The organism is Vibrio hannami, from assembly GCF_029589055.1.
GTDB classification, from domain to species: domain Bacteria; phylum Pseudomonadota; class Gammaproteobacteria; order Enterobacterales; family Vibrionaceae; genus Vibrio; species Vibrio hannami.
Genome location: NZ_JARQZP010000007.1, coordinates 1,900,743 through 1,915,345, shown reverse-complemented (window position 1 = coordinate 1,915,345; position 14,603 = coordinate 1,900,743). Strand labels below are relative to the sequence as shown.

12 protein-coding genes and 1 pseudogene are annotated in these 14,603 nt (G+C 42.3%); 3 read left to right on the top strand and 10 right to left on the bottom strand.

The features are described from left to right. Position 1: 1 nt before the first annotated feature. From P7F88_RS23285 to P7F88_RS23275, 3 genes are read right to left on the bottom strand one after another with little or no spacing between them, the layout of a single operon-like run. On the bottom strand, positions 2 to 679 hold the full coding sequence (locus P7F88_RS23285; RefSeq protein ID WP_277828763.1) for a M15 family metallopeptidase: 678 nt from the start codon (positions 677 to 679) through the stop codon (positions 2 to 4). Positions 680 to 694: 15 nt separating this feature from the next. After that, positions 695 to 1,834, bottom strand: a complete 1,140-nt coding sequence (dapE, locus tag P7F88_RS23280) for a succinyl-diaminopimelate desuccinylase (protein WP_277828761.1) — start codon at positions 1,832 to 1,834, stop codon at positions 695 to 697. A gap of 45 nt (positions 1,835 to 1,879) precedes the next feature. Next, on the bottom strand, positions 1,880 to 2,230 hold the full coding sequence (locus P7F88_RS23275; RefSeq protein ID WP_277828759.1) for an ArsC family reductase: 351 nt from the start codon (positions 2,228 to 2,230) through the stop codon (positions 1,880 to 1,882). Positions 2,231 to 2,428: 198 nt separating this feature from the next. Here P7F88_RS23275 and P7F88_RS23270 point away from each other — a divergent pair, with 198 nt between their 5' ends. After that, positions 2,429 to 2,716: a winged helix-turn-helix domain-containing protein gene (locus P7F88_RS23270; RefSeq protein ID WP_277828757.1), complete on the top strand. Its 288-nt coding sequence runs from the start codon at positions 2,429 to 2,431 to the stop codon at positions 2,714 to 2,716. A gap of 43 nt (positions 2,717 to 2,759) precedes the next feature. Here P7F88_RS23270 and P7F88_RS23265 read toward each other — a convergent pair whose 3' ends face one another. Then, the gene (locus P7F88_RS23265; protein WP_277828755.1) at positions 2,760 to 3,629 is read right to left on the bottom strand and encodes a TraB/GumN family protein; all 870 of its coding nucleotides are present in this window, start codon (positions 3,627 to 3,629) and stop codon (positions 2,760 to 2,762) included. Between the two features lie 458 nt (positions 3,630 to 4,087). Here P7F88_RS23265 and P7F88_RS23260 point away from each other — a divergent pair, with 458 nt between their 5' ends. Next, positions 4,088 to 4,762, top strand: coding sequence for an oligogalacturonate-specific porin KdgM family protein (locus P7F88_RS23260; protein WP_277828753.1), 675 nt, complete (start codon positions 4,088 to 4,090; stop codon positions 4,760 to 4,762). A 62-nt stretch (positions 4,763 to 4,824) separates the two neighbouring features. Here the strand turns inward: P7F88_RS23260 and P7F88_RS23255 are convergent. Then, positions 4,825 to 7,741, bottom strand: a pseudogene (locus P7F88_RS23255) (heavy metal translocating P-type ATPase). A gap of 166 nt (positions 7,742 to 7,907) precedes the next feature. Between P7F88_RS23255 and gltX the strand changes: the two are divergent. Continuing rightward, positions 7,908 to 9,335, top strand: coding sequence for a glutamate--tRNA ligase (gene gltX, locus P7F88_RS23250; protein WP_277828751.1), 1,428 nt, complete (start codon positions 7,908 to 7,910; stop codon positions 9,333 to 9,335). Positions 9,336 to 9,401: 66 nt separating this feature from the next. Here the strand turns inward: gltX and P7F88_RS23245 are convergent, their stop codons facing one another. From P7F88_RS23245 to P7F88_RS23225, 5 genes are all read right to left on the bottom strand, one after another. After that, positions 9,402 to 9,908, bottom strand: a complete 507-nt coding sequence (locus P7F88_RS23245) for a Fe3+-citrate ABC transporter substrate-binding protein (protein ID WP_277828749.1) — start codon at positions 9,906 to 9,908, stop codon at positions 9,402 to 9,404. 639 nt (positions 9,909 to 10,547) lie between these two features. Then, positions 10,548 to 11,255 carry a DUF1848 domain-containing protein gene (locus tag P7F88_RS23240; protein WP_277829262.1) on the bottom strand — a complete coding sequence of 236 codons (708 nt, stop codon included), beginning with the start codon at positions 11,253 to 11,255 and terminating at the stop codon, positions 10,548 to 10,550. Positions 11,256 to 11,775: 520 nt separating this feature from the next. Beyond that, positions 11,776 to 12,171 carry a hypothetical protein gene (locus tag P7F88_RS23235; RefSeq protein ID WP_277828747.1) on the bottom strand — a complete coding sequence of 132 codons (396 nt, stop codon included), beginning with the start codon at positions 12,169 to 12,171 and terminating at the stop codon, positions 11,776 to 11,778. Positions 12,172 to 12,459: 288 nt separating this feature from the next. After that, positions 12,460 to 13,971 carry an SIR2 family protein gene (locus tag P7F88_RS23230; protein ID WP_277828745.1) on the bottom strand — a complete coding sequence of 504 codons (1,512 nt, stop codon included), beginning with the start codon at positions 13,969 to 13,971 and terminating at the stop codon, positions 12,460 to 12,462. A gap of 184 nt (positions 13,972 to 14,155) precedes the next feature. Further along, positions 14,156 to 14,533, bottom strand: coding sequence for a hypothetical protein (locus tag P7F88_RS23225; protein WP_277828743.1), 378 nt, complete (start codon positions 14,531 to 14,533; stop codon positions 14,156 to 14,158). Positions 14,534 to 14,603: the final 70 nt, after the last annotated feature.

The window sequence follows — 14,603 nt, the reverse complement described above, 5'->3', positions numbered from 1 at the left end:
TTTACTCCTGACAAATGTTGACGATGTAGTTCACAAAGATAGTATCCAGGTTAGAACGTACGGCTTCAAGCCCGAGAATTGGCGCTTTCATCAAAGCAAGTTCTAGTTGTCTGGGAGATAAGTCTATCATGCAGCGACCGGACACTTCACTATGGCTAATATGCCAGGGTTCCGGTGAAACCCCGCCCATATCTTTGGCATAAGGGAAGAAAAAGCCATGACTTTCCAAATTGTTCTTCAGCCACAGGTAGAAACGAGACTGGTGACCGCTTTGATACTCCCATGGCTCCAACATCAGCTTGGTATCTTGCGGAAGCTCATTACCAGCGTAGACATCAAAATCAGTTCCCCAATGGTGTCGGCTAGCCCCTGGCAAAGCCGACCATCTGAGTATTGATAGCGCCTTTTCCTCGTCAGATAAAATATCGGTAAGTAATGGTCGGCTATTTTTATCCAGAATGGGTAAATCACCGGAGTACTTCCGGTTCCAGATCAATTGTTGCCTGGAGTAGTCCCGAAAGCCACTGGCAACCAACAACTGAAAACCAGCTTTGTCAGCAGACTCTACTAAGGCTTTAAGATTATCGGCTACCTCTTTATGCACAAGAAGGCTCTGGTGAAGTGTTTCCACTTCTACCAGATGTGTCGATGCCTGCCCGGTTAATTCCTGTGGTGTCATTAATACAAGACCCAGTTAGTCGTTTGCCAGTAGTTTCTGAAGAGTTTTTTCGTACATATCCGTCAGCTTCTCAAGATCTGCCACGTTAACACACTCATTAACCTTGTGGATTGTCGCATTCACAGGACCAAGCTCGATAACCTGTCCCTTCATGCGAGCGATAAAGCGGCCATCAGAGGTTCCACCCGTTGTTAGTAGCTCGGGCTTTTTGTGGTTTATTTCTTCAACAGCTTCGACTACCGCATCCAGTAAATCACCATGGTCGGTCAGGAACGGGTCGCCATTGAAGGTCCACTGCAGTTCGTAATCCAGGCCGTAAGAGTCTAGTGTAGAGTGTACTCTTTTCACGATCTCATCATTATTCAGCTCAGTGCTGAAACGCATATTAAACTGGACGTTAAACTCACCAGGAATTACGTTCGAAGCGCCTGTTCCTGCATGCAGGTTTGGGATCTGGAAACTGGTTGGTGGGAAGTAGTCATTGCCGTCATCCCACTTTGTGGATGCAAGTTCCGCAAGAGCTGGTAGCGCTTGATGCACCGGGTTGTTAGCTAGGTGAGGGTAGGCGACATGCCCTTGTATACCTTTTACTTTGATATCACCAGTAATCGAGCCACGGCGTCCGTTCTTAATGACATCGCCGGTTTCATGTGTACTTGACGGTTCTCCGACAATACACATATCAATATTCTCATTGCGTTCCATCAGCGTTTCTACCACCCTGACAGTACCGTTGATAAATGGGCCTTCTTCATCAGAAGTGATTAGAAAGCCAATAGAGCCTTTATGATCCGGATTTTCGGCGATAAAGCGTTCAACCGCAACGATCATACAGGCCAGTGAGCCTTTCATATCAGCGGCACCACGCCCATGAAGGTGTCCATCTATAACTGTTGGTTCAAATGGAGGGGTATGCCACTGGTCGAGAGAACCGGCAGGAACTACGTCCGTATGTCCTGCAAAAGCAAATAGGGGAGACTCGGTGCCTCTTCTTGCCCAAAAATTGGTGGTGTCTTCAAACACCATCACCTCGATTTCAAATCCGAGCGCTATCAGCCTCTCTATCATTACATCCTGGCAACCTGCGTCTTCTGGGGTGATTGATTGACGACTTATTAAATCTTTTGCTAATGCCAGTACCGGGCTGTCACTCATCCTTGTATTCCTTGTCTAAATTGTTAGTTAGATTCTTTCGTTAAATTACTTACCAAAAACAGATGCGTATTGCTCTGCTTTAAAACCTATATAAAGAGTATTGTCTATAGAAAGTATAGGGCGCTTAATCATTGCTGGTGACTCAACAAGCAGTGCGATAGCGTTCTCTTCATTCAGGCTATCTTTTTGCTCCTGGGTGAGTTGCCTATAGGTTGTTCCTCGCTTATTAAGAACCTGCTCCCATCCAAGCTGATCACAAAAAGACTTAACCATTTCCGGGTCTACACCCTGTTTACGATAGTCGTGAAATTCGAAATTTATATCGGCTTCCTGCAGCCACTTTTTTGCTTTTTTTATGGTGTCACAGTTGGGAATCCCGTACATGGTTATGGTCATTTTAGTTCCTTTTCTTGAGCAAGTTCTCAAATCCTAACAGGAACCGTAACTTCAGACAAAACTAACATGGATTGGTCTTCTATTGATCAAGCGCAAAAATGTTCTGCCCAGATAGGAAATAATGAGGTTGAACATATTGAACTAGTCCGGAAAAAATAATGATAGATCAATATGCTTAGGACTATTTAGGGAGGATTCATGCAGTTAAGTCCTGTATTCGCCAGACGTTTGTACTTAGCACTATTGGTCGAAAGTATGGAAAGACCGAACGTGCCAAAGTTGATTGAGAAAACGGGTTGGCCGCGCAGAACTATCCAGGATGTATTAAAAGCTCTACCGGGTATTGGGATTGAGCTGATTTTTGTTCAGGATGGTCGGCGCCACAATGACGGGTATTACCAGTTATCTGACTGGGGGCCTTTTGACAGCCAGTGGGTAATAGAGCGTCAAAGTGAAATTGCTTCTACATTAGGATGCACAATATAAAAACTGCCGGTTTCTACCGGCAGTTTTTATATGAACTTCTTTTTTATTTAGCCGGACAGGTCGATGCTACCGACTTTGATAGCTGTTTGATTCTGAATCCTTTGGATTTCAGTAAAGATATAAGGCTATCCTGACCAACCAGATGCAGGGTGCCAACTACAACAAGATATCGACCATCTTCTTTTAAGAATGCCGGGCTATCAAGCTTATCTGCCCATTCTCTGTTTCGCTCGTAGATAAACTTTGAAGCAATTTCGTCACTGCCAGATGTTTCCAGGACCAATGATTCCAGTTTGTTTTTATCCCCGGACATCCAATCGTTCATCAAGCATTCGCTGATTCTTTTGTTTTTCTCCCATTCATCTACAATCTCGTTTAGCAGGTCACGACCGATCTGCTTAGAATTTGAGAATAGTGATAGCTGATACTCTACCGTTTCCAGTCCTTTTACTGGTATGTCATTCAGGCGAGCTTGATTTGCGATATAGTTGTCGATGCCCCATTCGTGTTTGTAGCCAAGAGAATAAAAATAAGCTAACTGCAAAACTAGCGCTGTTTTCCATGTAGGCTGACTAAGTAAAACATCACCATCTATACCAACTTCAGCGCCAATCTTTCTGATCTTAGCTTTTTGTTTCCGATTTAGATAATCATTACTTAACTCGTTGACATCGGGAACTCCTGCCGAAGCGGAATCAAGATCGGCTTCAAGTATCAAGGCGTCGCTAGAATCAAGAAAGTTATTCACCGCCTTAGGGAGTGGTAACATCTCTTCCTTTCCTAAATGGATTGAACCCAGAATCATCAGCTCTTTATCGCCTTTAGTTGCTTTCCAATAGAGTGGTTCTGCGTTTGCTAATCCCGCCAGGGAGAGCAGTAGTATTGCTATAGAAATGCTGAACTTGTTAACCATATATGTCCTTATGAGTGGAAGAGTCCCGTTAAAACAGACTTGCTAACAACAGTTTATATAACGACAGTTTAATTCATGAAGAAAAATAAGTGTGATATCTCTCGAATTATTTCTCTTAGAAATAGCGGTTAATTACTCAAATTAGGCTTTAAACGCTCTTTTTGAGCGGATATTAATCAAAAAATATCTTCTCTAGAGCATTTTGACGTAAAAATTGATTTTATATTTATCATGAAGACAGCGAATTACCAGGCTTTGAGTCTGAAAATATTTCTTTAGATAAATTTACATTTGAACCCGATCACTCTTTTGTAAGGTTTGTTTTTAGTTGCGAAATAACTAATGCAGTATTTGGCCATCAGGTAAGCCCTGGTCGATTTAGTGATTGCAACAAACTAAGTGTTGCGAATCAGATTAATACTAATAGATAAAATACAACTAGTTAATTGGTGGTTATAATGAAAAAAGTTTTGGTTCTTAGCGCACTGGCATTTGCTCTTTCTCCAGCAGCATTCGCGGGTAGCTCTTACGTTACAGGTAATGTTCAGTTTCACTCTGATGATCTTCATGGTTCAGAAGCCACTTCTACTCTTGAAACCGGTCATACCTTCGATAACTCACTAGGCGGTTTTACAGTCTACACTGAGTTTGATGGCATTCAGCTTGGTGAACTAACAACGCCTCGCACTACAGATAACCCTAATGGTTCATCTGCTAACCCTTACATTACAGTTGGCGGTGAGCAATCATTTGCTATCACCGAGCACTTTTGGGTTGCGGCAGGTTACCAGCATCTAATTCAAGAAGGGGAGTCAGTTCAGTACCGTCCGCTGATCAAGATTGGCTACAATTTCGACAATGGTATTTCTATCAGCAATCGTACTCGTGCTCATATTGATGCAACGGACACAGACGCGGATACCGATTACAGAATGGATAACCGTATTGCCTACACAGTTAACAATGAACTGGCACTAAGTTACAACAACGTTTACATGACAAAAGCGGAACTGATGGATCACGAGTTACGTGCAACCTGGACTCGCCAGGGTGTGCAGCCTTACTTTGAATACCGTAACCAGGCTGACAACAAAAACAACGCATTTGTGTTTGGTGCTTCTTACGGTTTCTAAGAAAAAACTATCCTGATTGATTGTTATGCCCGGGCCCACCGGGCATCTCTTTATATAAATCGTTATTTGAGATTAAACAGACGCAGCCTATTTGCGTTACTGACGACCGTAATTGACGATAATGCCATGGCAGCACCGCCAATTACCGGGTTAAGTAGAAAACCAAACAGTGGATAGAGAACACCTGCGGCAACCGGGATACCTATAGTGTTATAAATAAAAGCGCCAAAAAGGTTTTGCTTCATATTTTTCACGGTGGCTTTAGAAAGCTGTATTGCGCTGTCGACAGTTACCGGAGATGAGTTCAGTAAGGTTAATTGGGCACTTTCGATAGCCACATCAGACCCACTTCCCATCGCAATCCCTATATCGGCTTGTGCCAGTGCTGGTGCATCGTTAATGCCGTCACCAACCATGGCGACTTTTTTGCCCTGAGACTGAAGTTCAGAGATATGCATTGCCTTCTGATCTGGTAGAACTTCCGCGATGACTGTATTGATATTCAGCTTTGAAGCGATTTCGTCGGCGACTCGATGGTTATCACCAGTCAGAAGCACAACCTCAACGCCTTGTTTTTGTAGTTTTGAAATTGCAGTTTTCGAATCATCTTTTATTGCATCGGCAATGGAGATAACTCCGGCAACGATATCGTCAATTACAACGACGACAGGCGTCCATGCATTTGATTCCGAGGCTTTCAGTAACAAGGGCTCAACCTTTAGGCCTTTGCTAACGACATGATTGACAGAGGCGACTTCAACCTTCTTATTTGAAACTTGTCCTGATACGCCTTTTCCTCGTTGAGAGTTAAACATTTCTACCGGAACCAATGGGATAGAATTCAATTCAGCATATGTGCAAATGGCTTTAGCCAGAGGGTGCTCGGAATGGCTTTCTAATGCATAAGCATATCGAAGCAAATCCGCCTCAAGAAAGCCTGACGATAAGCTAATATCCAGAACCTCTGGTTCTCCTTTAGTCAAGGTTCCAGTTTTATCGAAAACAACGGTATCAATTTTGCTCGCTGTCTGCAGGACATCAGCATCCCGAATCAGTATCCCTAGTTCTGCTGCTTTGCCCACTCCTACAGTGATAGAAAGAGGGTTGCAAGTCCCAAGGCACAAGGGCAGGCGATAATTAAAACGGTTGTTGCAACTATCAACATATAGCTGGCTTTCGGCTCTGGGCCCCATTGCCACCAAACCAATGATGCGAGTATCGCTATACCCACTACCACGGGAACAAATACCGCAGAGATTGAATCGGCAAGCTTCGCGATGGCGGGTTTACTGCTCTGAGCCTGTCTTACCAGCTGGATAATTCGTGACAGCATAGTATCACTGCCCACACCAGTAGCGTCGATAAGTAAGCTGCCGTCATTGTTTATGGTTCCTGCCGATACCTTACCCCCTGAGCCTTCAATTTTGGAACAGGTTCCCCTGTTAACATACTTTCATCGACATAGGATTCACCATTAGCTACTACGCCATCTACCGGAACCTTCTCACCGGGTTTTATCCTCAATTTCATTCCAGGCTGCACTTCTTCAATAGCGATTGTTGACTCAACGCCATTGTTAACCAGAGTCGCTGTTTTTGGCTGCAGACCAATCAAAGCCTGAAGAGATTCATTGGTTCGAGCTTTTGCTTTCGCTTCTATGTAGTGGCCTAGTGAAATTAAGCCGATGATCATTGCGCTGGCTTCGTAATAGACATGGCGAGAAGCAGGTGGGAACCAGTCGGGCACTAAGACTATGACTGTAGAAAACAGCCAGGCAGCTCCGGTGCCTAAAGCAACTAGCGTGTCCATCGTCGCACGACCATGCAGAATAGATTGCCATGCACTGCTATAGAATGAGCGTCCAGCAGTAGAAAGCATAACAAAGCAAATCACCCCGATGATTCCCCAGCCAATTTGGTCGCTGGTTGACTGAATCATCATGTTGCCTCCAAATACGCCCCAAAGCATTAGGGGGGCACCGATGGCTAGCGCAACGAACGAGTTCTTTTTATGTTCTTTCTGAGTAGCTTGATTTTGTTTATGCAGTTTTTGCTGTTGTTCCCGAGCATCTTCCACAAGTTTTGCTTTATATCCAGCGTTAGAAATGGAAGTTAGCAGTTCGTTTACTGCCTCATTTTTATCGGACGAAACCGATACGATAGCACTCTGTTCTGCAAGATTAACTTGAGCACTAGTGACACCTGTTGAGCTTAAACAAGCTTTCTCTACTGACGAAACACAGCTCGCGCATGTCATTCCTTCGATCAGTAGATTTACGGTAGAGCTATTCTTAAGGGGGGCAGGTTGTACCGTTTTTTCTAGCGGTACTGGTTCTGCAACTGCTTTCTCTTCGGTTTCTTGTTTTATCTGAGTATCATCTTCTTGATCTTGAGTTGATTGCTGATACTGTTCTAGGGAGGTAACGTGAAAGCCCAGAGACTCAACTAGAGCTATTACATCAGCTTCGTTTAGTGGACTAAACAACTCAAGGCTTGTTTTAGTTACTTCAGCATCGGTAGCTTTTGTCTGTTCTGCTAACGCTTTTTCGACCTTAGCGACGCACTTACCACAATTTAGACCAGATAATGAAAGTGAAACCTTATGGCCAGCTTTGTAACCGAGTTCTTCAACCATCTTGATAGCATCAGATTCCTCTAATAGCCCTTTTGCAGATAAGTGATCTTTTTCAACCTGCAACTCCACAATAGTCTGGTTTGACTCAAATGCCGTTTTGACTTTTTTGATGCATTTCCCGCAGCCAAGCCCTTGTAAATCCAGGTCGATAGAAGTACCAGGCTGATACTTCAAGGATTCGATAGCAGCAAACAAAGTAGATATGGTCTGTGTCGTTGTGACAGTGACCGCGTGCTTTGAAATGTTATCTATCGAAAGCTCCTCTATAGATAAGAGTTTCTCTTCAAGTTTTTTTACGCACTTGCCACAATTTAGTCCACTCAGGGGTATTTGATATTGATTCATATCCGGGCTCACAAACTATTCAGATAATCTAAAGATAAACCTTACCTCAAGGGTAAGGTCAATAGTTTTTTAAGAAGTTGTAGATTTAGCCTAGGGTGATAAAATACCGCAACTTTTATCCTTATCTATTGCAGTTTGTCTGCGAAATAAACCCAAGGTAATTCTAATGACGGTTAAAACTCGTTTTGCTCCAAGCCCTACTGGCTACCTTCACGTAGGTGGTGCTCGCACAGCACTATACTCCTGGCTATACGCTAAAAATCAGGGCGGTGAATTCGTTCTGCGTATCGAAGATACTGACCTGGAACGTAACTCTCAGGAAGCGGTTGATGCGATTCTTGAAGGTATGCAGTGGATGGGGCTTGAGTGGAATGAAGGTCCTTACTTCCAGTCTAAGCGTTTTGATCGTTACAACGAGATGGTTGATAAGCTGCTAGCAGAAGACAAAGCTTACAAATGTTATGCATCGAAAGAGCTTTTAGACGAGATTCGTGCAGAGCAGGAAGCAGCGAAAGAAATGCCTCGCTATGATGCGAACCACCCGAAAATTGTTGCAGCAAATGAAGCTGCAAAAGATGGTGACCCATGCGTCGTGCGTTTCCGCAATCCAAAAGAAGGCAGCGTAGTATTTGAAGATCAGATCCGTGGTCGCATTGAAATTGGTAACGACCAGCTTGACGATCTGATTATTCGTCGTACTGACGGTTCTCCAACATACAACTTTGTTGTAGTTGTTGATGACTGGGATATGGGTATTACACACGTTGTTCGTGGTGAAGACCACATCAACAACACGCCTCGCCAGATCAATATCTATGAAGCACTAGGTGCGCCAGTACCAACTTTTGCACACTGTGCAATGATTCTTGGTGATGACGGTGCGAAGCTTTCTAAGCGCCATGGTGCGGTTTCTGTTATGCAGTACCGTGATGAAGGTTACCTGCCAAATGCTCTGAACAACTACCTTGTGCGTCTTGGCTGGTCTCATGGCGACCAGGAAATCTTCTCTCAGGAAGAGATGATTAACTTGTTTAGCCTGGATGCAATCAGCAAGTCTGCGTCCGCATTCAATACAGATAAACTACTATGGTTGAACAACCACTACATCAAAACTTCTGAGCCTGAATATGTAGCAGAGCACCTGCAATGGCACCTAGGTGAGCAGGGAATCAACAAAGATAACGGTCCGGCTATTACAGAAGTGATCAAGCTAGTTGGTGAGCGTTGTAATACGCTTGTTGAACTTGCTCAGCAGTCTCGTTACTTCTACGAAGATTTCTCTGAGTTTGAGGCTGGCGCCGCTAAGAAGCACCTTCGCGGTGTAGCTAAAGGCCCACTTGAGCTAGCACTTTCCAAAGTTGAAGCTTTGTCTGAATGGACAACGGAAAACCTTCACAACGTTATCAAAGAAGTATGTGAAGAGCTGGAAATCGGTATGGGCAAAATTGGTATGCCACTGCGCGTTGCGGTAACAGGTGGTGGTCAGTCACCTTCTGTTGATGCAGTAATGCAACTGATCGGCAAAGAGCGCGTTGTTGCTCGAATTAAGATGGCACTTGAGTTTATTGCAGAGCGTGAAGCTAACGCTCAGTAAACGATATTAAACTGAATAGTCAAAACCCGCTGAAAGTCAGCGGGTTTTTTATTGCGTACTATTTGGCTATTTCAGATCTATGCTATTTAGCCTGCCCATAAACAAAAGGATTGGAATGTTATCTTTGTGTGCTTCCAGAAGCGCCCTTTTGGTCATTGAGTAAGCTGCCAGCTTGCCGTGCTTTTTAATTGAGCATAGTTTGCTGCGGTACTTATGCTCGCCGTCATCTGTATATTCTATCCACTTAGCAATGTAATAAGGTTCGCGTTCATCGGGCTCAGCATTTTTCTTGCGTGCTTTGTAGATGATTTTAGGTTCGAGGTTATGCGGTAACCTCGTCATCAGGTATTGGTCTTTGAGGACTTTGGACCAGTGCTTCCCCCATAACTCGGTACCTAACTCGTTTCTTAGCTTGATGGCTTTCTTAAGCGCTTCTTCTTCACCGAGCCGCACAAAACCAACTGAACGATGCAAGATGGTATCGTCAGGAGTGTGTATATGGAGTTTAAAAGCCGTCTTTCCTTTAGAGATAAAACGGTGTCCGGTATTGGTTACTAAATTACTTCGAGCCATACGTCTTTAAAATGACAGAACTATTAATATCTAATAGTAAGACATTCACGGGATAAATGGAAAAAATTGCTGTTGAAAAGGGTAAAAGAAGAAGTGGCGTCCCCACCAGGACTCGAACCTGGATCGATCGCTTAGGAGAATTGAGATAAATATTAGATAAAATATAAAAAATTTAAAAATCAGATACTTATACTGATTCTTCTAATGCTATAGTTCTATCATAGTGTGATATTTATTTGATTTTTATTAGATTTTGCTTATTTCTTGTAGATAGCCCCACCGCGAGCGGTGAACATAACGAGTAATACTCGTCTCATACTGCGTCATTTTGTCCCACAAACACACCACGGGAAAAAACTTTTTAGAGTGTCCAATCTAATCATGACGGCTTAGATTAGTTTTTGCATGCTTCAACAGAGGTATCGGTGCGTAGACGTTTCTTATGTTTGCACCACATTACTTACTAAAACAATGAACCTTGTACTATAGGTGCCAATAGTAGATTCGGATCGATACCTTCTGTACCCCCAACTAAAAAGGGGCTTTTGGGGTCATGGAGATTTTTGTTTTTCATAACTACATTCTCATTAAAAGTAGCATAGCAGTATGAGCAGCCATGAAGGCATGTATTGTACATGCCTATATCAATACTTTTATACAACCACAGGCTTCTCGCTGACCACTATCCTTGATAGAGCTCACATCTAAGTTAAACACTGATTTTATCAAGCGATCATCAATGCACTTACCATGTTTGATTCCAAATGACTCTACATCAATCTCTTCTGCACAGCTCTCTATTTTCATCCCGTGTTCGTTTGCAACTCTTGCCATGTAGCTAGACAACTCGTTTAGCTCATCTGGCATCTGAGTTATATCAGCGTATGTCAGACCGTCAATTAGGTTTAAATTTCTCTCCGTCTTCTTGTAAAAGTCAGAAAAGCTAATTACAACTTTATGGGTTTTGCCTGCCAACATTGATGCAATTTTAGAAAATACTCGCTTGTGTTCATTTATATCAACTAGGTTGGACAACAGTATGGGATCATACCTCCATATAACTTTATCGGCACCTATCCTGTCGCTTAGCTTTACAAAAGTATCAATAGCCCTGTGGGGGCGGGGAACTCTAGTTTCCAGTTGCTTGGGGTAGGCAGTAACCGTGTACTGGAAATAGTATTTATACCCTAGAGAATCTAGCTCATTAAGATGCTTCATTAACATAGCAGGGTTTCTAGTCCAAAAGACAAAAAGCTCTACGTCTTCTGGTAACAGAGAAACCCTTCTAACTTGATGGGCGTTAAAAGGGTTTCTAGTCAATAAGAAACCCTCACGAACTCTATTCATGAACCATGGTGTATAAAAAGCTGGTATATCAGTTCTACGACTAACGCTAATGATCATACTTTTCGCTCAAATTTCAGCATATTAAATGCTAGGTAGTTTGCCTTCAATATAGGGTAAAAATCTATTGAACAAGACGAGCAGTCACTCTGACTGCCATTGTTAGTACACTGTGATTTCAAGCTACTCACATTTGGAACAACTTTATCTGGAATAGTAAAAAAATCATAGCTATACCCAAGCCATTCATTATGCTTTGTTTTGTAGAAGTACCTACTTGGATCAGTTGAAGGCGTAAATGAACTTTGCTGAAGAATGTTACTAATTGTACCGAACTGACTTAACCCGTCCACATGAGAAGACTCAGCAGGGTAGTCTGTAACATATGTGTTTATAAAATAGACATTTTGTTTTCTATTACTTTTCGCTAATAAATTAGCGAAGTCGCAACGATGCTCATAACTTAGTTCCGTGAGTGACTTCGGAAAAACTATCAGATCTACGTCTTGTAAGTCTGAAGCTCCTAGCGAGCTGATACAACCTTTTTAAAGGTTGCCCAACCAAACGCTGGTCGGTAGCTCCAATCAACAAAATCTAAGCCTTTATAGTTGATATCGACGCCAATACCTTTATCAATCAACACTCTATTTAATGCATAACAATCAATACCCGACCCACAGCCGATCGACAAAATGTTTACACGGTCACCTTCGAAATCGGCGAAAAAATCCTCATACATTTCATAATATTCGCAAAAATATGCGGAAAAATACTTAATTATATACTTTTGCTGATATGTGATATCCGCATACGAATCGATGGATAAGTCTGCTCCGTTTAATGAACACCACTGATTTGCTGTGATAAAATCATCAAAAACCTGCCCGACTTTATTATTGAGAAACTCTTTAGTTGACATGGCTACCTAACCTTATGCTCGCTCGTGTGTAAAGGCACCAGCTTTTATTGGACTATTTCTATATTATCGGAATGCCAATATGCATAACCATGCACTGATCACAGAGTGTTCTAGACGCTAAGGCATTGTTTACCTGCATCGAATGAGTACAGCGTTTAACTAATTTTGCGGCAAAACCGATTTGGGTAACCTGTCAGATCTAGTCGGAAATAATACATATTATTAGCAGAGAAGCGATTTCGGGAACGTAAGCTATCGTATAGAAAAACCCGCTCTAGGCGGGTTCTGTTACAAGTTCTTTTTGTAGTCGTACGTGCAGAGCAATCGTCGGTAGTCAGTACCTTTCTTGTTTGGCATCCCAAGCAATACTGCCTCTACCTCATCAAAAGGAATTTGATCATTCCACAAAGACCAGATAATCGCGTCTATTTTCCGCGTTCGAGTTATACAATCATCAGCGAAGATTTCATCAACAGATGTATGAGCAAGCTCTTCCACCCAAGGCAATGTCCTTAAATGCCCCTCTATTTTAGCTACTTGCTGAGTCTTTAAAGTCTCTGCTTTTGCCAGTGTGCTATTAATTTTGTCAAAGGCATAGATAGGAAACCACTGTTGAATTGAAATATTAATTTTATCAATAAGCTGTAATAACTGGTGGTTCGACTCTTCTATAATGTCAAAATAATCGGTCATGTAGCTAGCAGCGTTCTTGTGCTCATATCTAATAGATTTGTTTGATCCGATAACTAGTATCTTATCGTTATTGTTTAAAGAGTCGATATCCTCAGTAATGTTAACCTCAATGCTCGAGCCATCAGTATTAGCACCACTATAGATATCTTTTACAACGCTTTGCACTTTCCTGATGTCCATCGCAGATACAGGCAGGTTTAAGTCCGATAGTGAGCGATAAATCTCTCCAAAGTCATCGGTTTTAACCTTGTTAATGCGAATAGTGGTAGCAAAACCCTCAAGATCAATATCATGTTCGCTAATCTCATGAGACATCGAGCCAGCGTCATGCTCTACCAGCAAGAAATTATCACGAATCCGCTTAGCATCATCAGAGTTAGGTTCAACATACGTAAACACAGTTTTAAGCAAGCTCTTGATATTATCGTCACCGATTCCATAACCAAGGAATATTATCGGGTTATGAATAAAGATAGAAAGTAACTGCGCTCGAATTAACTCGTATTTCTCGTTAAAATCGTCGTAGTCTTTATCGGTAATAATGACCTTTGACGCGTCACTATGACATCCATGAATTTTGTAAACTGAGCCGTACGGATTACTCAAAAGGATATCGTTACCGACTAAAGGTTCAAAGCTAAACACATCCTCTATAAGACTGTCATAGTTTGTAGTGATTACAGAGCCAATGTTTTTCCTTATTTTTTTAAGTTCCGCAAGCTCGTCTAACATCCCTTCACGATAGTTCAGCTCAGACAGCAAACTAGCTATGTAAATCTTGAATCTACTTAGATAGTTTTCCTTTGCCATTTCCTCATAGAAAATGTCATTGATATGCTCAAACTTGCCATTTCTATCTTCCTCCAATGTCTGGTTAAAGATGACCTCTAACTTACCCGCTACCTGCGTGTAGTCACACTTGCCATCAACACGAGACTTTGCTTTGATATCAAGGTACGCCTCTATGTTACCAGTACACTCCAATGCGATATGTTCTAGCAAACCATCCCATGTAAAGCTGTTTTCGAGATAACGCAAACTGACACCAGTACCAACAAACAGTACAGGGTGGTTACGGTACTTACCTATAAAATCCTTTATTTCCATTTAAGCCTCGCATGGTTTTTTCGCTTATTGTACATGGCTCGCGAGAAAAATAATTAGTTGAGCATTAGAAAATAAATGATTTAAACCAGTAAAAACACTTTGGGGCAAAGTGCTTTAGGGCAATCCTCTACTCCTTACCGTCGGCGCACATCATCTATAGCCAACGACAATCTAGGCGAATACACTAAAAATCAAACACCTGCTGCTCTTCGTTCTTCGAAAGCTTGCTAGAAATCTGGTGTTCAAAGCTACCTAGGTTTGTGAATCTGATATCTTTACTGCTGGGGTCGGTATAAAAAATATCAACAATCTCCCATCCATGCCGAAACCGCTCACAAGTTAAATGTTTAGCTTTTTTCTTCGCCTTCTTCGGAACTGTCAGAACAACCTGTATCCCTTTCTGATCAGGGCGATTTAAGACGGTGTCTAGGCGTGGCTGGAGATCATCAAGCAAGAAACGAATGTTATCGTTACCGAGATTTTTTATGCGGATGGGGTTGCTGGAGGGTGTAAGAAACTCCTCGATCTCGGCGAGATTTGTATGGTTAATATCAATCATCACTTATAATTCTTATAGTTAATTAAAAGGAGTGCGCAATTCCCCAATGCGCTTCAACACTTCTATAATAGCC

Bases quoted from the DNA above. Each gene is read 5' to 3' on its own strand.
- P7F88_RS23285 (WP_277828763.1), bottom strand. From the start codon at position 679: ATGACACCACAGGAATTAACCGGGCAGGCATCGACACATCTGGTAGAA.
- dapE (WP_277828761.1), bottom strand. From the start codon at position 1,834: ATGAGTGACAGCCCGGTACTGGCATTAGCAAAAGATTTAATAAGTCGT.
- P7F88_RS23275 (WP_277828759.1), bottom strand. From the start codon at position 2,230: ATGACCATAACCATGTACGGGATTCCCAACTGTGACACCATAAAAAAA.
- P7F88_RS23270 (WP_277828757.1), top strand. From the start codon at position 2,429: ATGCAGTTAAGTCCTGTATTCGCCAGACGTTTGTACTTAGCACTATTG.
- P7F88_RS23265 (WP_277828755.1), bottom strand. From the start codon at position 3,629: ATGGTTAACAAGTTCAGCATTTCTATAGCAATACTACTGCTCTCCCTG.
- P7F88_RS23260 (WP_277828753.1), top strand. From the start codon at position 4,088: ATGAAAAAAGTTTTGGTTCTTAGCGCACTGGCATTTGCTCTTTCTCCA.
- gltX (WP_277828751.1), top strand. From the start codon at position 7,908: ATGACGGTTAAAACTCGTTTTGCTCCAAGCCCTACTGGCTACCTTCAC.
- P7F88_RS23245 (WP_277828749.1), bottom strand. From the start codon at position 9,908: ATGGCTCGAAGTAATTTAGTAACCAATACCGGACACCGTTTTATCTCT.
- P7F88_RS23240 (WP_277829262.1), bottom strand. From the start codon at position 11,255: ATGAATAGAGTTCGTGAGGGTTTCTTATTGACTAGAAACCCTTTTAAC.
- P7F88_RS23235 (WP_277828747.1), bottom strand. From the start codon at position 12,171: ATGTCAACTAAAGAGTTTCTCAATAATAAAGTCGGGCAGGTTTTTGAT.
- P7F88_RS23230 (WP_277828745.1), bottom strand. From the start codon at position 13,971: ATGGAAATAAAGGATTTTATAGGTAAGTACCGTAACCACCCTGTACTG.